Raw genomic sequence first — 20,148 nt, forward strand, 5'->3', positions numbered from 1 at the left:
TCCCTCTCGACAGCCTTTCTCCCTTTACACAGGCTTGCGATTATGAGCGTTGAAATCCTAGCTTCTGATGTCCGGCCCAATCGAGATGCCCTGATCAATCGCATTACCAATCAAATCCGGCAATCTCTAGAGCTCAGCCAAATTTTGACCGCCACGGTGGCAGAATTAAGTTCCTTTCTAGGCACCGATCGGGTCAAGTTATACCGCTTTGATCCCGAGGGCCACGGCCAGGTGATCGCAGAGTCCATTCGCGAGGGCCGCCTCCCTTCGCTGTTGGGCTTGACGTTTCCGGCCAGCGATATTCCCCCTGAGGCCCGCCAACTGTTTCGCCACTCTCAGGTGCAGGTGATTGTGGATGTTGAGGCCCAGAGTCGCTCCATCAGCCAGCCTGAATATTTGACTTTATCCGCCAAGGTTCAGCCCTTACCGGATCACGAGGTACCTCAGCGACCTGTGGATCCCTGTCATGTTCATTACTTGAAATGTATGGGGGTAGCCTCCTCTTTGGCGATTCCCCTGATGCATCATCAGAACCTCTGGGGGTTATTGGTCTCCCATCATGCCGAACCGCGAGCTTACTCGAATGAGGAACTGCAGATTGTGCAGTTGGTGGCGGATCAGGTTTCCATTGCCATTGCTCAGGCAGAATTGCTGAAGCAAGCCCAACAAAAGGCCCAACAGGAGAGTTTGATCAATCAGATCGCGGCTCTTTTGCATTCTCCGGTTCACCCCAGTTCTACCTTGACGACCGTGCTAGAGCAGCTGACCGCGGGGTTACACGGGATTGGGGCTCGGTTACACCTATTCACCCCAGAGGGATCCACCCATAGTCACGGCCTACAGCCCCCAACAGGCTATGACGATTGGCTGCGAGAACAGCTTCAGAAACAGAGCTTTCTGCCTGTACAGCAGGATCAGTCAGGACTGGCCAAAGTTTGGACCTTGTCGAACCTGAAGTCATGGCCCCACTTTTTGGAGTCAATCAATCAAACACCTATTCGTGGCTTGATCGTACTGCAGCTCAGTTGGAATGGCCGACAGATGGGTTGTCTGAGCGTATTTCGTGGGGCCGTGTATGTGGAAACCCAGTGGGCTGGGTATCGGGGCTCGGAGAGCTTTCAGTCAGGGGATCCCCGACAACGATTGCCCTGCATTTCTTTTGAGGCTTGGCGGGAGTTGAAAATTAATGAGTCTCTCTCTTGGTCGCCAGCGGATGTGGAATTGCTGAGTCGGGTTGGGGTTCATTTGGCCATGTCCATTGCCCAAAACCACCTCTATCAACAGATTCAAACCCTGAACATTCACCTCGAACAACAGGTGCAAGAACGGACGGCAGCCCTACAGCGCTCTTTGGAAATGGAAGCTCTCATTAAGCGGGTGACCGACCAAGTGCGGGATAGCTTGGATGAAGCACAGATTTTGCGGGCAGTGGTTCGGGAACTGGCCTTGGGATTGCCGATTGAGGGTTGTGATCTTTGCCTGTATGACCCAGTTGTAAGAGAAGCCACAGTTCGCTACGAGTACACCGCCTCGTTGCCTGCCGCAGGGGGGCTGACAATCTCAATGGCTGAGCATCCAGCCCTTTACCAGCAACTGCAAGCGGGACAGATGACCCAGTTTTGTGATCTGCCAGGACAAGGCTTGATCCCTTCTCGGCAGGGGCTGGCGCTGTTGTTGTGTCCGTTGCGGGATGATCAGGGGGTGTTGGGGGATCTGTGGTTGGTGAAGGGTGCGCAGGGATCCGAACACAGCTTCGATGAGTTAGAAATGCAGTTGGTGCAGCAGGTGGCCAACCATTGCGCAATCGCCATTCGTCAGGCCCGCCTCTACCAAACCTCTCTAGAACAGGTGGAGGAGCTGGAGCGTCTTAACCAGCTTAAGGATGATTTCTTGAGCACCGTCTCGCATGAGCTGCGCACCCCGATCACCAACATGAAGATGGCCATTCACCTGCTCAAAAACACCAAAAATCCTCAGAAGCGCTCCAATTATTTAATCGTTTTGGAAACCGAATGTGAGCGGGAAGCCGCGCTGGTGAACGATTTGTTAGATTTGCAGCGGCTGGAGCTAGGATCCAAGGCCTTAACTTTGGAAGAGCTGTCTTTGGCGGGGTGGTTACCCTCTTTGCTCTATCCCTTTTTGGAGCGGGCAGAGGCGGATCAGCAAGACCTACAGTGGCAAATCGATCCGGAGGTGGGCAAGGTGATCACGGATCAGGCCAGTCTGGCACGGGTGGTGCAAGAGCTGGTGAACAATGCCTGCAAATATACCCCTCCCGGACATCGCATTCAGGTGAAGGCGAAGCGTCTTGCCTCCAACCAAGTGCAAATTCAGGTGATCAACGAGGGGATCGAGATTCCCCTCAAGGAACAGGAGCACATTTTCGATAAGTTTTACCGGGTACCGAATGGGGATCCCTGGAAACGGGGGGGCACCGGGCTGGGCCTAGCTTTGGTGAAACAGTTGATGGAACGACTTAAGGGCAGTGTATCGGTGGAAAGTGGTCGTGGCAAAACCTGCTTTACGTTGGTGCTGCCCCAGGGATCCCTACCTGGGCAGACCCCACTTCCACCCCTGACCCGCAGTTATGTCCTGCCTGTGCGAGCCCGCCCATGATGGAGCCCAGCCCAGATCAACAAGATCGAGAGGATGTAGCGTTGCGATTGGCTGCCGAGCAGTTTAATCGGGGCGAATTTTACGCCTGCCACGACAGCCTAGAAGCCCTGTGGATGGAGGCTATTGAACCGGAGCGGCGCTTTTATCAAGGGCTATTGCAGACGGCTGTGGCTTACTATCACTTCAACAAGGGCAACCGGCGCGGCTGCATGATCCTGCTGGGAGAAGCCAATGGCAAACTGGCGGATTATTTGCCCACCTACGCCGGATGGGATGTGCTCTCTCTCTGGCGAGCCAACCAAAATAGTCTACGGCACCTGTCGCAACTGCCTGAGGGGGCTCCCTTGCCTTGTCTGGCTATCCCTACTCTGGGTTTACTCGAAAACAAGACTGGGAACCCTTAACGCTTAGGACGCCGGGTTTTACGCTCCACCTCATTGCGCCGCCGCCGATCCCGCCAATCGATAAAAGTGATATAGCCAACACCCAAGGTCACCGCGGCCAACAGCAAAAAGACGCTGCCGTAGGCGATTTGGGTGACGAGGGGAAGCTCGGTTTCCATGTCACTCTCAAGGGGTATCCCTACTGATTACCAGATCGATTACATGATCGATTACATGCCGTTGCGGCCCCAGACTACGAGGGCAATCGAGAGAACGAAGAAGGAGGGAATCGCAATCCAGCCGAGGGTGATGATGTCCATGGGTTAGCTGAGCACAAGTACAAAGTGGTCTTAAGGTGATCTCATTGTACGGGATGGGATCCCTTGCCGATCACGTCAGAGGGATGGAGTCCTTTGTGCATCGACGAGCACCTTTCAGCGGCTCCGGCTGGCTAAAGTGGGGGTAGGCCAAAAACTCCAGAGCTGAACGAGGTGGGCTCCCGATGGTACTGGAAATGTTGCCGCTGATCGCCGCTGTCATTATTGCTGCCTTTCTGCTGTTTTTTTGGGTCCGGGTGATTCGAGATGCCATCTGGACGACGGTAGGGATCGTGATCATCCTGGCGGTGCTGTTTGTGGTCTTCAATATCGGCCCACGGCAGGTGCTCCAGGAGTTACGGGATCCCTTTGCTTTTCTAGAACGGGTGTGGGATGTGATCATCGGCTGGTTTAAAGCCCTCTTCCGGACGGTATCATAAGGCCAGCTTTCACGACCTTGCCCATGCCCTCTGACCCCGAATGGCTCGCCCCTAGTCCGCCAATGGATCCCGAAGGAGAAGACCCTGGGCCGGAAGAGGGGATCCCGATTCCTGAAGATATTCAGATTCAGGTGGTGGATTTGGGGGAGCGTCGCCGCCAGCTTCAGGGCAGCGTCCACATTCCTGTCGAGCGAGAACGCATTTGGCAGGTTCTGACCGATTACAACCGTCTGGCAGAATTTATTCCCAATTTGGTGGAAAGTCGGGTCATTGGCAATGACAATGGCCGCAAGTTGGTACGCCAAGTGGGATCCCAAAAGGTCTTATTTGCGCAGTTTTCCGCCACAGTGGTACTGGCCATTGAGGAGGTTTTTCCCCACCAGGTACGCTTTCAAAAAACACAGGGAGACTTTCTCATTTTCGAGGGATTCTGGGATCTCGCCGATTTGATGACCCAACAAACGTTGCTTACCTATCACTTGCAGGTCAAACCTCCACGTAGGATGCCCATTGGCATGGTGGAACGGCGTATCCGTCAAGATTTGGCCGTTAACCTGCAAGCCATTCGAGAGCGATCCCTGAGTTTGTGAATCCCGTTGTGGCTGTAGCCCTTTTCCCACACAACTTCTGATAGAGGGTTTGGCGGGGCTACCCCAGAGGTGCCTAGCAATAGGGATCCCTTGGGCTCAAATCCACAAATCTTTCCATTCCAAATTGGGGTGAAGTGCCAGAGTGGAGAAAGAGGCGGTTAGGGAGAGGGATGATGGGGCAAGGTAGTCAGTCGGGACAACTGGTCAGCCTTAACCCCGCGACAGGGGAGGTCTTGGGCCGTTACCCAGTTTTGAACTCCCAGCAGATTCAAACCTGCATCGCGAAAGCTCATGAGCAGTTTCAGAGTTATCGCCGGATCCCGTTTGCCCAGCGGGCTGCCTGGATGGGGCGAGTGGCGGAGATCTTGCTGGAGCGCAAAGCCGAGTTTGGCCGCCTGATCACCCTAGAAATGGGCAAAACCCTAGCCTCGGCCATCGCTGAAGTGGAGAAGTCTGCCTGGGTTTGCCGGTACTATGCCGAAACAGCAGAAGGATTTCTGGCGGAGCAACCGATCCCCAGTGATGCCAGCCGCAGCGGGATCCGCTACCAACCCTTGGGGGTGATCTTGGCGGTGATGCCCTGGAACTTCCCCTTTTGGCAGGTGTTTCGCTGTGCGGCTCCAGCACTGATGGCGGGTAATACGCTCTTGCTCAAACATGCTTCCAATGTGCCCCAATCGGCTTTGAGCCTGGAGGCGATCTTCCAGGAAGCAGGATTTCCGCAAGGGGCCTTCCAAACTCTGTTGATTGGGGCGGCCCAGGTGGCGGAAGTGGTGGCGGATGAACGGGTGCGGGGGGCCGCCCTCACGGGTAGCGAAGCCGCCGGATCCAGTTTGGCCCGTTTGGCTGGTCAACACTTGAAAAAGACTGTGCTGGAATTGGGGGGGAGCGATCCCTTCATTGTTTTGCCCAGTGCCGATCTACAAGCGGCAGTCTCCACAGCCGTGGCCGCTCGTTTGATTAGCAATGGCCAATCCTGCATCGCCGCCAAACGATTTATTTTGCACAGCGCCATCGCGGAATCCTTTGCCTCCGCCATGACCGAGCGATTTCGCCAGCTTAAGGTGGGGGATCCCCTCGATCCTGCAACCGAAGTAGGGCCTTTGGCCACCCCGAGCATTGTGCAGGAAGTGGAGGAGCAGGTGCAGGCTTTGGTGCAGGCGGGGGCTCAAGTACGGGTTGGCGGATCCCCGCTGGGGGGCAATTTCTATCCACCGACCGTCTTGAGCGAGATCCCTGTAGAGCATCCGGTGGCCCAGCAGGAGGTGTTTGGCCCGGTGGCGCTGCTGTTTGAAGTGCCGGATGTGGAGGCGGCGATACGCTTAGCCAATAGCACCCCGTTTGGGCTGGGAGCTAGCGCTTGGACCACCGACCCAGCCGAGCAGGAGCGCTTGCTGGCGGAGATCGAGGCGGGATCCGTCTTTATTAACGGCCTGGTCAAGTCCGACCCGCGCTTGCCCTTTGGGGGCATCAAACGCTCCGGCTATGGACGGGAACTCAGCCGAGAAGGGATCCTGGAATTTGTTAATATCAAAACTTTTTGGATGCAGTAATGGCAGAGCGGACGGAACCTGCGGACTCCACCCCGGCGGGTCCCTCTGGTGCACCCTTTATCAAGCTGGATCAGTTCCTGAAGCTAGCGGGAGTCGTCTCCACAGGCGGGCAGGCGAAACAGTTGATCCTGGCGGGGCAGGTACGGGTGAACGGCCAAGTGGAAACCCGAAGAGGGCGCAAGTTGCGCTTTGGGGACGAAGTGGTAGTGCTGGGGCAACTTTGGCAGGTGCGCCGGGATCAGGAGGGGGATCCGGTGAACTAGAGGCATCAAGAAGGCAACCCACTCAATCTCAATGCAATCTCACTCAATGCAATCTCAATGGAACGGGATCAACAACAGCATGGCCAAGGCCCCGACTCCTCCCGCGGCCAAAAATTGCCACTCCAACCCCCACACCAGGCAAACGATACCGGCCAAAATCTGGATCCCAGCGGTGATCCAATAGGGGCGGCGGGGCGGATCCACTGTGCCATTGAGCCAATGGCCCAGGCCCATTTGAAACAGCCAAAACACCCCCAAATACTGGCCGAGGGACACCAGAGCAGTACGACCAACAAACGGCAACACCGAGAAAACCATGCCCAGGGCGATCACCAGCGTCCAGACCAAGCCGACAAAATAAAGATGGGCCAATCCGGCGGCCCGAAACTCCGGCAAACTCGTCTGCCGCACCATGTAGCCCAACCCCAGCAAGGAAATGACCAACCACAGCCAGTTGATGCTGGCCTCCTGGTGAAACTGGGTGGCCGCGAACCCAATCAACAACAAAACTGCCCAAACCAGGTACACCCGCCGACAGATGTTCCAAAAGGGGGCAGGGGATGCCAGTGTTTCCGTTTGCATGGCTAATACCTCATTCCACAACGACAATACGACCCACCATGCTGGGGTGGATATCGCAGAAGTACTCCTGGATCCCAGCCACCTCGAACATCACCTCTTTACTCTCGTTCCGCCGCAACCGCCCTGTCCCCTGAAATTGCGCCCCTTCTAAGGGGGTGGCGGTATGGGGGGTAGAGTCCTCATTGGTAAAGGTGACGGTGCCGCCTCGCTTCAGGGTGACCTCCGGGGGCAGGTATTGAAACCCGCGAATGATCACCTCTGCCTCCGAGACTGCCGCTGTTGCTTCAACAGGATCCCCCCCTGCCAGCGAACTTATCTGTCGCCAGCGATCCACTGCCAAGATTGCCCCCACATTGAGCAGGGATCCCACTCCGGTCAGCAGCAGCAAACGCCGCGTCATGGGCATAGTGTCTTCTCCGCACAAGTAAAGAAGAGAACAATTGGGTCAATGGCCCAAGTCAACAACGACGGTGACCCTCCGGGTTGTCCGGTTCTCGCAGGGTGACCATAGGACAATCCCCAAGATCCAAAGCTCAACGGAAGACTTGGGGATCCTCGCCGATACCAACCTTAAACCTTCAAAATCCAGCGTTCCCGGGTGTCGGCACTGACGAAGGGAGAGGGCACCACCAAAATGCTGGAGTCGAGGCTGTTAAAGACGGCCCGGATTGCTGTAGCATGGGCAACTTCATTGGGGCCAATGGTGCTGGCGGCAGCCACCAAGTCTTTGTTGGACAGTTGGCTGAAGGCATCGTTGTAGGCCAGAGCCGCATCAAATTCTAGAGCTAGGGCCAGCTTGGCGATATTGGCATCGGAATCGAGATTGCCTTCTTGGTCATCAATATAGGTGGAGAGGTCGTAGCTATCGCGGGCTGGGGCCGGGGTTCCGCCCAACTGCCGAACAGCGCCCACTAGGAGATCGCGGTGTTGCTCGTGATCTTTGAGGCTCTTGGTGGCCACATCCAACACCACCTTACCGACATCGGTGCTGCTCAACTTGCCGGCGGCAGTTTTGTAGGCCCAGATGGCCTGTTGTTCCAGGTCAATGGCAGCGTTGAGAATAGCAATATCGGCATTGGATTGGGCAGCGCTGGGCAGGCTACGCAACCCAATTGCTCCCCCCACGCCTGCAAGCAATCCGGTTAGCAAGAGGTTGCGGCGGGAGGTGCTGGGATGATCCCAAAAGGATCCCATCCCGCTGACGCGATCGGCAACAAGGCGGGGCAAGGCCAATGAGGGTTTTGAAGGCTTCATCATCGAAAGTCTCCTGTCTTGAAGAATGGCATTGGAACAACCGTGGGGGCCTGTGCAATCCCCCCTCTGAGCCCGGTCTGATGAGAATACGCCGTTCTTGCTACTTCGGATGCCTAGGGATCCCTTTGAATCTCAACTTGCCACGCTTGCTGCGCTATTTTGAGAGCGATGCTGGTTTGAGATCTATGCTCGGTAAGGGGTGAGGGGTGGTGCCGTTAGCAACCTATGAGATTTTGGGGGTGAACCTACACCTTGTCCTGCCAGAGGCCAACCTAGAGGGATACAGAACCTGGATTGAGGCGCGGCTGGCAGCGGGGCAGGGGGCGCAGGTGGTGACCTGCAATCCGGAAATGATCATGCTGGCTCATCAGAATCCAACCTTTGCCCAAGTGCTACAAATGGCGGAATTGGTGATCCCAGATGGAACCGGGGTGGTGTGGGCTTTGCGGCGGCAACGGATCCCGGTGCGACGGGTGCCTGGCATTGAGTTGGCGGAATCCTTGATTCAAACCTCGGCACAGCGGGGGTGGCGCTTGGCCTTGGTGGGGGGAAAGCCTGATGTCAATCAAGCAGCACTTCAACGCTGGCAGGCGCAGTGCCCGCAGTTATCCCTCTGGGGTTACCACGGCTACTTCTCGCCACAACAAGAGGTAGAGCTTTTACAAGCCCTGCAGGAATTTCAGCCGCAGGTGGTGTTGGTGGGTTTGGGATCCCCGCGTCAGGAGCTTTGGATTCAGGCTCGGCGGGGCCTTTCGCCTGGGGCGATCTGGATTGGCGTAGGGGGCAGCTTCGATATTTGGGCGGGCAAAAAAGAGCGTGCCCCCCGCTGGTGGCGTGACCATCACTTGGAATGGTTGTATCGTCTCTATCAGGAACCCTGGCGCTGGCGACGGATGTTAGCTTTGCCCAGGTTTGTCTGGCGGGTGCTGCGGGATCCCTCTTCCCGGAAGGGTTTGGGTTCTTAGTCTCGGCACCGAGTCTTCTCCTTCTCTAGGCTCTTTTCACCATGATCGGTCAACACGTCGGCTATAACCCTCGTTCCCGCAGTTCCTGGGCCAGCACCGCCCCCACACCCACCTGTCCCACCCAAGCCGACCCAGAGGCCACCTTGGGGTTTTACGGCAGCCCTCAGCCCTCAGCCCTGCGAGCCATGAATAGCATGGTGTCGTTGCGGGGGGTGAGTAAAGTATTTCCCAACGGCAATCTGGTGTTGCGGGATGTGGATTTGGAAGTGCGCCCCGGCGAGTTTGTGTTTGTGACAGGGGTATCGGGTGCAGGCAAGTCTACTCTGTTACGGCTGCTCTACGGCGCCGACCAAGCCACTCAAGGTACGGTCATGGTGGATCAAGTATGTCTGTTTTCTTCCGAGGGCCATCGCCCCTATCGGATCCCCACCCGTCCTCTGGCAATGTTGCGGCGGCGGCTGGGGGTAGTGTTTCAAGACTATCGCCTCCTGGCCAACCGCACGTTGGGAGAAAATGTTGCTTTTGTGCTGCGAGCGCAGGGGCTGTCTCCTGCCGAAATTCGCCGCCGCATCGGGCCGACCCTGAAGATGGTGGGACTGACGGAAAAACGAGATCGCTTTCCCCACGAGCTTTCCGGGGGTGAGCAACAGCGCCTCAGCTTGGCCCGCGCTATTGTCAATATGCCTGTATTGTTGCTAGCGGATGAGCCGACGGGAAACCTGGATCCGGAAAACTCCCTGCTGGTTTTACAGATTTTGGAACGGCTCAATTCCTTTGGGGTGACGATCATGATGACCAGCCATGACCCTTATTTGGTGGAGCGGGCTGGGCATCGGGTGGTGCGAGTGGAGGGAGGACGTCTGTATGATATGCGCTGAAGGGCCGCTGGGATCCGGCAGTCGGAATCGCCATTTTGCTCTACGGGATCCCTGGGGTTGGATGAGTGTTGGGCGCATAGTGGGGCGGTGAATGATGATGCAATCTCTCTCCCGATTTCTGAATAAGACCCGATATCTGCTGCAGGAGACCTTTTTGGGGTTACGGCGGGGTGGCTGGCTAAACTGGGCTGCTGTGAGTACCCTGTTGGTGCTGCTGTTCCTGGTGGGGATTAGCGTCGAGCTGTCGTGGGGGGTCGATGCGACGGTGCAGTCCCTGGGAGGACAGTTGGAGATCTCCGCCTATCTGGAGCCGGAACGGCGAGCGGTGGATTTGCAGCCCCAAGTCACCCAATTGCCTCATGTGGCGGAAGTGAACGTGATCACCAAAGATCAAGCATGGCGTACCCTGCTGCTGGAGATGGGCATTCAGGATGAGGCGGCTATCGAGACGCAATTGGGGGATAACCCCCTCGTGGATGCGATGCGGGTGAAGGCGGATTCTGCCGAGGCCCTTGGGGAGGTGGCCGCTCAGATTCGCCAACTGGAGGGGGTGGATGAAGTCTATTACGGCGACCGGGTGGTGGAGCAACTGGGACAGATCCAGGAAATGCTGCGCCTGGGATCCCTGGGGATAACCGGGGTGTTGGCCCTGACGGCGGTGGCGGTGATCACCACGACGATTCGCCTGATCGTCATGGCCCGTCGGCGCGAGATCGAGGTGATGCAACTGGTGGGGGCGACGGCGGCGTGGATTTATCTGCCCTTTATTTTACAGGGCTGCCTGTTTGGGGTGGTCAGTGCGGTGGGGGCCTGGGGATTGGTGTTGGGATCCCAGCAATTGCTGCAGGAGCTGTTGGAGAAGTTGATCGCCTTCCCATTCTTGAAAGTGGTGCAGGCGGATGCGAATCGGTTGGAGTTTTGGTTTTTGCCCCTGATGCTTTTGGGAATGGGGGTTTTTCTGGGCACCACCAGCAGTTTGATCGCGGTGCGCAAGTCCGCAGGCCGCTGATTTGGGTTACTCAGCCCCATGTCTGATATAACATTTTCTGCCGAAGCCCCAACCCTCTGTAGAACTGTAAAGCCATCAGAATAGGAAAGTGTGCTTGCGGTTGGCATCAAGAAGATGTCAGTCTAGGGAATCGAAGGGATCCCTTATAACCGTACTCTGCCAGGGCTCATGAATTTTTTTGGTGTTGGACTGCCGGAAATGTTGGTCATCTTTACGGTGGCTCTGCTGGTCTTTGGGCCACGAAAACTGCCCGAGATCGGTCGTACCTTGGCCAAAACCCTGCGCAGCTTGCAGGATGCCTCCAAGGAGTTTGAGACCCAACTGAACAAAGAGGCTCGGGAGCTGGAAAAAGCCACCCGCACTGCAACAACCGCTGCTGCTCCCCCTAAGGTTGCCACAACGGCAGCTAAGGCTCAGCCCAAAACCGAATCGGTAGCTACAGCAGATACGCCTGCAGGGCCTCTGGCCGAGATGGAACCCACCCCCGAACCCGAACCGGTGGCCGCCGCCACCCCTGAAGCCGACCACCCTCAAACAGCAGACGCTGCCTAATTTTCTCCCATGGATCGCTTCAACCCGCTTTGCTTTGGCATGGAAATTACGCGCATGTTCGAGCAGGGGCAGTCCTACTTTGCTCCTGCGAAGGTGGAAACTTGGCTGCGGCAGCACAATCAAAACCCCTCCGACTACGAGATCTCCTTTCATCAGGAGTTGCCCCCGGTCGGCTCCTCGGCAGTGATGTGGATTCGTATTGACCTGAAGCGCCTGGATGGACAGCCAGTGGATCCCTGGTTGTTGGAGGAGATCAACCGCGTCGACTGAGCGCCAGTGGATAGAGTTCCTCTAGTTTTTTCCTGCTATCTACAGCCCTATCCACAGCCCATTAACCTAGCAAGCCCCACTCCATGCCCTATGACAACCTCTGCAAAGCCCTAGTGGAGTTGAACCCTTTGCCCTTTGTCCATTGGTTGATTGGGCAAGACCCCCGTACTCATTCAGATTCTCAAAACCGAATTGTCCGTCGGGCCGATTTGGTCAGTTTCTTACAAGTTGGAACACAAGTTCTGCATTTGGAATTTCAGACGGATCCCGACCCTGAGATGCCCTTGCGGATGTTGGACTACTTTGTGCGCCTACGCCGGCAATATCGCTGTGAAGTGCTGCAGATAGTGTGCTGTTTTTACGTTAGAGCGGCTCCAGACTGGTGCAGATTGACCGCTTAGACGGTTGTTCTTCAAAACAGGCCTCGATACCGCAGGTTGGCAGAGACAAATCTAAAGATTGGCAGATTAGCTCAGTGTGTTGCAGTGCACTTGCAGTCAGAGTACTATTCCTGTGCCCTTTGCCGGGTGGATCCCTCGGATGGGTAGGGGTAAGTGGGCCTAGAGCCTAACCCACAAAGACCCGCATGCGGGATCCCGATTCGCCAGATTATATCCTAGGAATGCTTGCTCCAGACCAAATCCAGGCCGTAGGGTGAAAAGGTTGAGCGTTTTTGCCCCTGCCTATGCCCAGTGCCACCCTGTTGGTGTCTTGCCCCGATCAAAAAGGGTTGGTAGCCAAGCTCTCCGCTTTCATCCACAGCTACGACGGCAACATCATCCACGCCGATCACCATACGGATCCTGAAGCGGGGTTGTTCTTGAGCCGCATCGAGTGGGATCTACAGGGCTTCCAACTGGAACGGGCGGAAATGATTCCGGCTTTTTCGGGCATTGCCCGTGGCATCCAGGCCAACTGGGAACTGCACTTTTCCGATGCCTGCCCCCGCATTGCCCTCTGGGCTAGCAAACAAACCCACTGCCTGCTGGATCTGATCTGGCGGCAACGGGCCGGGGAGTTACCCGCCGAGATCCCCCTGATCATCAGCAATCACCCGGATTTGGAGTCGGTGGCCCGTTCCTTTGGCATCGACTACCACTACATCCCCGTCTCGGCTCCCCAGAAAGCAGAAGCCGAGGCACGACAACTGGCCCTCTTAAAGGAGTATCACATTGACTTGGTGGTGCTGGCCAAATACATGCAGGTTTTGAGCGGATCCCTGCTCCGCCACTCCCCGCCAGTGATCAACATTCACCACTCGACGCTACCCGCCTTTGCCGGGGCCAACCCTTACCACCGCGCCCATCAACGGGGGGTGAAAATCATCGGTGCGACGGCCCACTACGCCACGGAAGATCTGGATGAAGGGCCGATCATCGAGCAGGATGTGGTACGGGTGAGCCACCGCGACACTGTGGCCGATCTCATCCGCAAGGGTCGAGATATGGAGCGGGTGGTACTGGCACGGGCCGTGCGCTATCACCTGGAAAATCGGGTGCTGGTCTACCAGAATAAAACGGTGGTCTTTGCTTGAGAAACAGACCAGACTTCTTCAGGACGTAGCGCTGCTCAAAGGGATCCCTTGCCGTTCTCTCAAGAGGGTCATGATCTCATCTTTCACGTCTTGGAAAGCTGGGGTGCGCTTGAGGCCGTAGTTCCGTTGGCTGGGCAAGTTCACCAACATCTCCCGCTTCACCCGACCGGGATGGGAGGTAAGCACGTAAATGCGCTGCGACAGAAACACCGCCTCTTCCACATCGTGGGTGATCATCAAAATTGAAGTGCGGGTTCGTTGCCAGAGATCCAGCAAAAACTCCTGCATCGTCTCTTTGGTTTGCACATCCAAAGCGCCAAAAGGCTCATCCAGAAGCAAAATCTTCGGTTGGGCCGCCAGCGCACGGGCAATCGCCACCCGCTGTTTCATGCCACCAGAGAGTTGCTTGGGCAGGGCTTTGGCAAAGCGCTCTAGGCCGACGATCTCGAGGAAATAGTCCACCTGTGCCACTCGTTCCTGCCGCTTCACCCCCTGAAGCTTCAGGCCAAAACCGACATTTTCCGCCACGTTCATCCATGGGTAGAGGGTATAGGACTGGAACACCACCCCCCGATCTGCCCCCGGCCCGATTACCGGCTCGCCATCAACGCTAATGGAGCCCTGGCTGGGCTGATCCAACCCAGCGATCAGGCGCAGCAGGGTAGTCTTACCAGAGCCAGAAGCCCCCACCACACAGACAAACTCCCCCGACTCCACATGCAAATTCACCCCATCCAAAGCCAAGATGGAGCCTTGTCGGGTAGGAAAGGATTTACTCAGGCCGACCACTTCCAGATGCACAGCACCACCTCCTCACAAGAAGGCCCAACGGCAGGTCAAACGCACCAAACGCCGCAACAGCAAATCCAGCAGAAAACCGATCAGACCCAAGACGATTAAGCAGGCAAAAATCTCGTCGGTTCTAAAAAAGCGTTGGGCCAACTGGATCCGCTTGCCTAGCCCCTCGTTGGCTGCCACCAATTCCGCCACAACTACCAAGTTCCAGGAGGCGGCCATATTGATGCGAAAGGCATCCAGGATGTTGGGGGTGATATAGGGCGTGATCACCTGCAACAACATCTGCCAACGCCGTCCCCCCAAGGTGTAGGTGGCCTCGATCAGCTCTTTGGGGATGAACTTCACGGCATCCATGATCATCAGCATGTTAAAAAAAACGGTGCCGATGAAAATCAAGCCAATTTTGGGGGCTTCATCCAACCCCAGGTAGATGATCAACAGCGGGATAAAAGCCGGGGCCGGCATATAGCGAAAAATGCCGCTAATCGGCTCAATCAGGGCGCGGATGCTGGCAAAAGTGCCCATGGCAATCCCAAGCGGGGTCGCCACCACTGCTGCCAGCAGAAAACCACTGCTGACCCTCCCAAAGCTGGCCAGGATGTCAGTCCACAGCAATCCATCTCGCCACAGGCGCATTAGGGCTGCCCACACCAACGGCGGCGAAGGCAAAAAACGCGGTGGCACCCACCCTGACACCGATAGACCCCACCACAAAGCAAAGGGTACCAACACCGACAACACCGACAACACCAGAGCCAGTGGGCGTGGGATCCCTTCCGCGATGCGCCAAAACACCGTCGGGGGCAGACTAGGGCGGACGGGGGGAGATTCAACCGGGGCCGTTAGCATCCTACCTTCTCACCTCCTGAAGGGATCCCTGCAGTCTCAACACTGACCGGAATCACTGTCCAACTCCAACCGACTCGGCATAGGTGCGGATGAAGCGGTCATCGAACAACGCATCCAGATCTTCAGGCCCTGCCGGAATAAAGCCTACCCCTACCATGAACTCCGTCATCTGCACCGCTGCGTAGCGCATATGTTGCATTCCCTCGCCAGGGCTAAAGGCTTCTAGATTGTCTTCAATCGTGAAGAAACGGGTACCATCCTTGAACAGTTGCAGTTGTTCGGGGGTGACCCCGGCCCGCCTGGCCATAATTTCGTCCGCGCGTTCCGGGTTTTCCTCCATAAATTTCAAGATATCGAACCAACTGTTCACCAAAGCTTGCACCTGATCTGGCTGCTCGTCGATCAGCTTTTGGCTTACCACCAGCAAATCCGGAATCGCCCCAGGAAACTCCGCCGAAGAAAACAGCTCTTTGCTGCCGGGGCGCTCTAGGGCCGTCAACCAGAAAGGTGGGAAAGCGCCGACGGCATCCACTTGTCCAGCGGCAAAAGCGGCGGCAGCAGCCCCGGTTTCTAGCGGCACAATCGTCACGTCATCCCGAGAAAACCCCTCCCGTTCTAGGCCGAGCGTCAGGAGAAAGTCATCCACTACCCCCTCTTCTACGGCCACCCGCTTCCCGACGAGATCGGCAATGGTGTTGATCTCTTCACTGACGATGATCTTGTCGTTGCCTGCCGAGTTGTCGTTCACCAGCACCACCACCTGGCCATTCACAGATTCCGGCGCAAAGGAGATGGTGTCGTTCAGGGTCTGAGTGTTGGCATCCAATTGCCCGGCGGCGAAGGCTTCCATCGACTCTATATAGCCATCAAACCAGCGCAACTGCACATTGGCCCCGTTTTTTTCGAAGATACCCTCTTCCTCGCCAATCGCCCACGGCCACCATCCGGCCCAGTTGCTATAGCCCATTTGAATCGGGGTTTGTGCAAAAGCTGGGATTGCCCCCCCGAACAAGAGGGTTGGCAGCAGTCCCAGCATCCAAGATAGGAACTGACGGCGACGCGGGATCCGTGGCGAAGAAGTCATAAGCCCTAGAGGGTAAACAGCAATGTAACCAGCCTGAGAATAAACCGTTCACAGGGGTTGATTCCAGAGTCTGCTGAAGAAGATCATCAGATTGTTGAATTGGCTACGGATTTTCTCTCTGCTAACGCTCGATTAGTAGTCAAAAGTCATGGGGGAAAAGCGGGAGGATTGGGGTTTGCCCGGCCCAGAGGTAGGCTCCGCTTCGGGATCTGCGAAGGTTTCTGCGTCTTGCTTCAGTTTCTGCATGGCTTGGTCGATTTCCTGGAGCCGGGTGTGAATTTGCCCTTGTCGTTCCTGAATTGATTCCAATTCTTGGTTGAGCCGTTGCTTTTCCACCGTCAACTGTTGCATCTCGGCGTAGAGGGCGGATTCGGTTTTGCGGCGGGGGATCGAGCGTAGCTTCGGGCGAGGGCGGGAGCGGGGCACACGGGGCAAACTCATGATCAAGATCCCAGTCAGAAGTTGTGGGCATATCCTAGCAGGGAGCCTTACCCAGATAGGGATCGTCCTCGGATGGGATCGATCCAGTTCCCTACAGTGATGAAGATCTCCTGCTTCCGAATGAAAGATTAAGATATGCGGATGCCCCAGCAGAAAGGATCCGTTTGTCCATGGGTATGCTACTGGAGTTCGACTTTAGTCACTACTTCACCTACGCCGAAATCGTCGATTTTTTGCAGGCGGCAGTGGCCGCTTATCCCCACCTGATCACCCTAGAAACTCTCGGCACCAGCCGCCAAGGTCGCCAGATCTGGCTGGCCACCCTCACCCATCAAGCCAGCGGCCCTGCCCTGGACAAGCCCGCCTACTGGATCGATGCCAACACCCACGCGGGGGAAGTGACCGGCTCGGCGGTAGCGCTCTACACCATTTACCACTTGCTCAGCCAGTATGGTGCGGATCCGCAGGCAACCCGACTGCTGGATGGCTATACCCTCTACGTGTTGCCTCGCATCGCTGTGGATGGGGCGGAACAGTACCTCACCACCCCCGACGATCTGCGCTCTAGCCCCCATGCCTACCCGGATCCCGACAAGCGAGATGGGCTACACCGGCAAGATATCAATGGCGATGGGCTAATTTTGCAGATGCGCCTCAAGGATGACTGCGGGGCCTGGAAAATTTCAGAGAAGGATCCCCGCTTAATGGTGCGCCGGGATCCCGATGAGTTCGGCGGCAGCTACTACACTCTGTTGCCGGAGGGGTTGATCCACAACTTCGATGGCTACGACGTGCGGGTGGCTCCTCCTTTGGCGGGTATGGACTTCAACCGCAACTATCCCTTCGAGTGGGCGCCGGAATCCGAACAGAAAGGGGCAGGAGCCTATCCCTTTAGCGAGCCAGAAACCCGTGCCGAAGCGGAATTTTGGCGTACCCATCGCAACATCAATGGTTTTGTTACTTACCACACCTTCTCGGCGGTAATCCTGCGACCCTATTCCACCCATCCCGATGAGCATTTCCCGGTAGAGGATCTGGAAACTTTTCAACTGATCGGGGAGAAGGGCACCCAACTGACTGGCTACGAGTGTGTCTCGGTCTATCACAAGTTTCGCTACCACCCCAAACAAATTCTGCACGGCGGTATGGATGACTATGGCTACGACCATTGGGGCTGGTTTGGTTTTACCACTGAGCTTTGGGATCTGCCCACGGCTGCTGGGGTGCAGAAGGGAGACTACATCCAATGGTTCCGTCGCCATCCGGAAGACGATGATCTGAAAATTTTGCGATGGAACGACGAACACCTCGGGGGTGAAGGATTTGTGGAGTGGCACCTCTTTGAGCATCCGCAACTGGGGCCGGTGGAAATCGGCGGCTGGAAAGAAAAAGTGACTTGGGAGAATGCACCGCCGCTGCTGCTGCCCGAGCTATGCCATCGCCACTGTCAGTTCACCCTGGCCCATGCCCTGATGAGCCCCAAGCTGGCCATTGCCAAAGCAGAGGTTCACCCGCAGGGATCCAGCCTTTACAAAGTCATCCTGCAACTGGAGAACCAAGGGTTCTTGCCCACCTACACCAGCCAAAAGGCTCTGGAACGGCAGATCGTGCGGCCAATTCAGATGTCTGTGGAATTGCCCGCAACCGCTTCGTTGGTCATGGGCCAAGCCAAGCAAATGCTGGGCCATCTGGAGGGACGTTCCAACAAAGCCTATGTCAAAGCCTTTACCGATGCGGGAGAGGTGGATTTTCGGCGCAAGCTGGAATGGGTGATCCGGGCTCCGGCGGGAACCCGCCTAGAGATCGTAGCCAGGGCAGAACGAGCCGGAACGGTACGAACGGAACTGCTGTTGCCCTAGTTGAACGGGATCCCTAGGGGGTAGACTCCGGGACTGAAGACACTGGGGGTCGTGGTCTATAATCCTGCCAATCCTCCTCCTGTTGCTCTGGTTACCATGACTGATTCAGCCTCTGGTTCTGCCCATTCTGATCTGCTCAGTGTGGAGGAGTTGCGGGTTCTTTTGCCCAGCCGCACTGTTGGGGTTGCCAGCGGCACGGAGTTCTTCGGATCCCGGCAGGCGGTGGTGGATGGGCTGTCCTTTCGGCTGCAGGCTGGCCAAACCTTGGGCATTGTCGGGGAATCGGGCTCCGGCAAAACCATGACCGCCCTAGCTCTGATCGGCCTTTTGCCCAGCCAGGCGGAGGTTACCGGCCAAATCCGCTTCCAAGGCCAGCAGGGAATGGTGGATTGGCTGGCCTTGGATCCCCGCCAACGGCGTCGCTATCGCGGATCCCAGATCGCCATGATCTTCCAGGAGCCGAGCACCGCCCTTAATCCCCTCTATACCTGTGGCCAACAATTGCGGGAAACCCTGCAGGCCAATACACCCCTGACCCTGGAGGCAATTTGTGCTCAAGCTGTTCGCCTTTTTGAGGAAGTTCAACTCTCCCCCCAACTGCTGGAGCGCTACCCCCATCAACTCTCGGGCGGCCAAATTCAGCGGGTGGCCATCGCCTGCGCTATCGCCTCTAACCCCAAATTGCTGATCGCGGACGAGCCGACCACTGCCCTGGATGTAACGGTGCAAGCGGAAATTTTGCGCCTGATCGGGAAGCTGCAACAGCAGCGACAAATGGCGATCCTGTTCATTACCCATGACCTCAGCTTGGTGGCGGAACTGGCGGATCAGGTGGTGGTGATGCACCGGGGCAAAGCGGTGGAACAGGCAAGCGTAGAGCAGGTGTTTCGGGATCCCCAGCATCCCTATACCCGTGGTTTGTTGGCTTGTCGCCCGGTGTTGGAGCGGCGGTTGCGGCGGCTGCCGACTTTGCAGGATTTTCAGGAAGAGAGCCAGCAGGGATCCCTGTCCATTGAGCAACGGTGGCGGCAGGTGGAAATTACAGCGGCAGAAGAGGAAGAGCGACTGCAGAGATTACAACGTCAACCTCCCCTCCTGCAGGTACGCGAGCTGCGCACCCACTACGCTGTGCGTCAAGGGCTGTTGCGTCGCCAAGTGGGGGAACTGCGGGCGGTGGATGGGATCAGCTTTGAGCTCTATCCTGGCGAAACCCTGGGGCTGGTGGGGGAATCCGGCTGTGGCAAAACCACCCTTGGGCGTACCCTTTTGCGCTTGATCCGCGCCAGCTCTGGCCAGGTGCTCTACGACGGGGATGAGTTGCTCCGCTTGCCGCCCCAACACTTACGCCGGTTACGCCGGGAGATTCAACTGATTTTTCAAGACCCGGTGGCCTCCCTGGATCCGCGCATGACGGTGGGAGAAAGCGTCATGGAGCCGATGTGGCTACACCGAATTGGGGAGAACTCCTCAGCTCGGCGGGAACGGGCCAAACAGTTGTTCCAACGGGTCGGGTTGGATCCCGAGTCGCTGGATCGCATGCCCCATCAGTTCTCCGGTGGGCAACGGCAGCGCATCTGTATTGCGCGGGCCTTAGCTTCCGAGCCGCGCTTGATCGTCTGTGATGAAGCTGTTTCCTCTTTGGATGTTTCGGTGCAGGCGCAGGTATTGAATTTGCTCAAAGATCTACAGGAGGAACTGGGGCTCACCTACCTGTTCATTTCTCACGATCTGAGCGTGGTCAAGTTCATGAGCGACCGCATCATGGTCATGAACCGGGGCCGGATCGAAGAAATTGGCCCAGCCAGCCAGATCTACCTGCATCCACAGCAAGACTATACTCGCCGCCTCATTGCCGCCATTCCCAAAGGGGATCCCCAAAAGCGTACCCACTTACCCCAAACCGGATGAAGA

At 56.7% G+C, this 20,148-nt stretch carries 24 protein-coding genes; 15 read left to right on the top strand and 9 right to left on the bottom strand.

Going from position 1 to position 20,148, the window contains the following annotated elements; all coding sequences use genetic code 11:
* The first annotated feature begins 42 nt into the window (after positions 1 to 42).
* Both L1047_RS12985 and L1047_RS12990 read left to right on the top strand, forming a co-directional pair.
* Positions 43 to 2,616, top strand: coding sequence for a sensor histidine kinase (locus L1047_RS12985; protein WP_235279393.1), 2,574 nt, complete (start codon positions 43 to 45; stop codon positions 2,614 to 2,616).
* Positions 2,613 to 3,020, top strand: a complete 408-nt coding sequence (locus L1047_RS12990) for a DUF309 domain-containing protein (protein WP_268836620.1) — start codon at positions 2,613 to 2,615, stop codon at positions 3,018 to 3,020. The genes L1047_RS12985 and L1047_RS12990 overlap by 4 nt, the downstream gene beginning before the upstream one ends.
* On the opposite strand, the gene L1047_RS12995 is transcribed toward L1047_RS12990, so the two are convergent.
* Complete coding sequence (locus tag L1047_RS12995; protein WP_235279394.1) at positions 3,017 to 3,178, bottom strand: hypothetical protein; 162 nt, start codon at positions 3,176 to 3,178, stop codon at positions 3,017 to 3,019. The genes L1047_RS12990 and L1047_RS12995 overlap by 4 nt on opposite strands.
* Before the next feature lie 51 nt (positions 3,179 to 3,229).
* Complete coding sequence (locus L1047_RS16550) at positions 3,230 to 3,319, bottom strand: cytochrome b6-f complex subunit PetN (protein ID WP_268836621.1); 90 nt, start codon at positions 3,317 to 3,319, stop codon at positions 3,230 to 3,232.
* A 182-nt stretch (positions 3,320 to 3,501) separates the two neighbouring features.
* On the opposite strand from L1047_RS16550, the gene L1047_RS13000 reads away from it, so the two are divergent.
* The 4 genes from L1047_RS13000 to L1047_RS13015 all read left to right on the top strand — a co-directional run bounded on the left by L1047_RS13000 (position 3,502) and on the right by L1047_RS13015 (position 6,162).
* The gene (locus tag L1047_RS13000; RefSeq protein WP_235279395.1) at positions 3,502 to 3,756 is read left to right on the top strand and encodes a hypothetical protein; all 255 of its coding nucleotides are present in this window, start codon (positions 3,502 to 3,504) and stop codon (positions 3,754 to 3,756) included.
* Between the two features lie 23 nt (positions 3,757 to 3,779).
* Positions 3,780 to 4,346, top strand: coding sequence for an SRPBCC family protein (locus tag L1047_RS13005; protein WP_235279683.1), 567 nt, complete (start codon positions 3,780 to 3,782; stop codon positions 4,344 to 4,346).
* Between the two features lie 170 nt (positions 4,347 to 4,516).
* A complete protein-coding gene (locus tag L1047_RS13010; RefSeq protein ID WP_235279396.1) occupies positions 4,517 to 5,899 on the top strand; it encodes an NAD-dependent succinate-semialdehyde dehydrogenase in 1,383 nt (460 codons plus the stop codon).
* Positions 5,899 to 6,162, top strand: coding sequence for an RNA-binding S4 domain-containing protein (locus tag L1047_RS13015; protein ID WP_235279397.1), 264 nt, complete (start codon positions 5,899 to 5,901; stop codon positions 6,160 to 6,162). The genes L1047_RS13010 and L1047_RS13015 overlap by 1 nt, the downstream gene beginning before the upstream one ends.
* A gap of 54 nt (positions 6,163 to 6,216) precedes the next feature.
* Here L1047_RS13015 and L1047_RS13020 read toward each other — a convergent pair whose 3' ends face one another.
* The 3 genes from L1047_RS13020 to L1047_RS13030 all read right to left on the bottom strand — a co-directional run bounded on the left by L1047_RS13020 (position 6,217) and on the right by L1047_RS13030 (position 8,001).
* The gene (locus tag L1047_RS13020) at positions 6,217 to 6,744 is read right to left on the bottom strand and encodes a hypothetical protein (RefSeq protein ID WP_235279398.1); all 528 of its coding nucleotides are present in this window, start codon (positions 6,742 to 6,744) and stop codon (positions 6,217 to 6,219) included.
* 10 nt (positions 6,745 to 6,754) lie between these two features.
* Complete coding sequence (locus L1047_RS13025) at positions 6,755 to 7,150, bottom strand: plastocyanin/azurin family copper-binding protein (protein ID WP_235279399.1); 396 nt, start codon at positions 7,148 to 7,150, stop codon at positions 6,755 to 6,757.
* A gap of 164 nt (positions 7,151 to 7,314) precedes the next feature.
* Positions 7,315 to 8,001, bottom strand: a complete 687-nt coding sequence (locus tag L1047_RS13030) for a ferritin-like domain-containing protein (RefSeq protein WP_235279400.1) — start codon at positions 7,999 to 8,001, stop codon at positions 7,315 to 7,317.
* 206 nt (positions 8,002 to 8,207) lie between these two features.
* On the opposite strand from L1047_RS13030, the gene L1047_RS13035 reads away from it, so the two are divergent.
* The 7 genes from L1047_RS13035 (at position 8,208) to purU (ending at position 13,206) form a co-directional block, all read left to right on the top strand.
* Positions 8,208 to 8,963: a WecB/TagA/CpsF family glycosyltransferase gene (locus L1047_RS13035; protein WP_235279401.1), complete on the top strand. Its 756-nt coding sequence runs from the start codon at positions 8,208 to 8,210 to the stop codon at positions 8,961 to 8,963.
* A gap of 41 nt (positions 8,964 to 9,004) precedes the next feature.
* The gene (locus tag L1047_RS13040; protein ID WP_235279402.1) at positions 9,005 to 9,841 is read left to right on the top strand and encodes a cell division ATP-binding protein FtsE; all 837 of its coding nucleotides are present in this window, start codon (positions 9,005 to 9,007) and stop codon (positions 9,839 to 9,841) included.
* Positions 9,842 to 9,932: 91 nt separating this feature from the next.
* Positions 9,933 to 10,850 carry a cell division protein FtsX gene (locus L1047_RS13045; RefSeq protein ID WP_235279403.1) on the top strand — a complete coding sequence of 306 codons (918 nt, stop codon included), beginning with the start codon at positions 9,933 to 9,935 and terminating at the stop codon, positions 10,848 to 10,850.
* Positions 10,851 to 11,018: 168 nt separating this feature from the next.
* Complete coding sequence (locus L1047_RS13050; protein WP_235279404.1) at positions 11,019 to 11,402, top strand: TatA/E family twin arginine-targeting protein translocase; 384 nt, start codon at positions 11,019 to 11,021, stop codon at positions 11,400 to 11,402.
* Between the two features lie 39 nt (positions 11,403 to 11,441).
* Complete coding sequence (locus L1047_RS13055) at positions 11,442 to 11,672, top strand: hypothetical protein (RefSeq protein WP_235279405.1); 231 nt, start codon at positions 11,442 to 11,444, stop codon at positions 11,670 to 11,672.
* 83 nt (positions 11,673 to 11,755) lie between these two features.
* Positions 11,756 to 12,073, top strand: a complete 318-nt coding sequence (locus tag L1047_RS13060; RefSeq protein ID WP_235279406.1) for a hypothetical protein — start codon at positions 11,756 to 11,758, stop codon at positions 12,071 to 12,073.
* A 284-nt stretch (positions 12,074 to 12,357) separates the two neighbouring features.
* Positions 12,358 to 13,206, top strand: coding sequence for a formyltetrahydrofolate deformylase (gene purU, locus L1047_RS13065; protein ID WP_443081729.1), 849 nt, complete (start codon positions 12,358 to 12,360; stop codon positions 13,204 to 13,206).
* Between the two features lie 18 nt (positions 13,207 to 13,224).
* Here purU and L1047_RS13070 read toward each other — a convergent pair whose 3' ends face one another.
* The 4 genes from L1047_RS13070 to L1047_RS13085 form a co-directional block, all read right to left on the bottom strand.
* The gene (locus L1047_RS13070) at positions 13,225 to 14,007 is read right to left on the bottom strand and encodes an ABC transporter ATP-binding protein (protein WP_235279407.1); all 783 of its coding nucleotides are present in this window, start codon (positions 14,005 to 14,007) and stop codon (positions 13,225 to 13,227) included.
* Between the two features lie 12 nt (positions 14,008 to 14,019).
* The gene (locus tag L1047_RS13075) at positions 14,020 to 14,853 is read right to left on the bottom strand and encodes an ABC transporter permease (protein ID WP_235279408.1); all 834 of its coding nucleotides are present in this window, start codon (positions 14,851 to 14,853) and stop codon (positions 14,020 to 14,022) included.
* A gap of 52 nt (positions 14,854 to 14,905) precedes the next feature.
* Entirely contained in the window at positions 14,906 to 15,937 is a 1,032-nt protein-coding gene (locus L1047_RS13080; protein ID WP_443081717.1) for an ABC transporter substrate-binding protein, read from the bottom strand.
* 132 nt (positions 15,938 to 16,069) lie between these two features.
* Positions 16,070 to 16,378, bottom strand: coding sequence for a gas vesicle protein GvpV (locus tag L1047_RS13085; RefSeq protein WP_235279409.1), 309 nt, complete (start codon positions 16,376 to 16,378; stop codon positions 16,070 to 16,072).
* Positions 16,379 to 16,548: 170 nt separating this feature from the next.
* On the opposite strand from L1047_RS13085, the gene L1047_RS13090 reads away from it, so the two are divergent.
* Positions 16,549 to 18,237 carry a M14 family metallopeptidase gene (locus L1047_RS13090; protein ID WP_235279410.1) on the top strand — a complete coding sequence of 563 codons (1,689 nt, stop codon included), beginning with the start codon at positions 16,549 to 16,551 and terminating at the stop codon, positions 18,235 to 18,237.
* 96 nt (positions 18,238 to 18,333) lie between these two features.
* Entirely contained in the window at positions 18,334 to 20,145 is a 1,812-nt protein-coding gene (locus tag L1047_RS13095; RefSeq protein ID WP_235279411.1) for an ABC transporter ATP-binding protein, read from the top strand.
* The last annotated feature ends 3 nt before the right edge of the window (positions 20,146 to 20,148 follow it).

It is taken from the genome of Synechococcus sp. Nb3U1, assembly GCF_021533835.1.
In the GTDB taxonomy this organism is placed as follows: Bacteria; Cyanobacteriota; Cyanobacteriia; order Thermostichales; family Thermostichaceae; genus Thermostichus.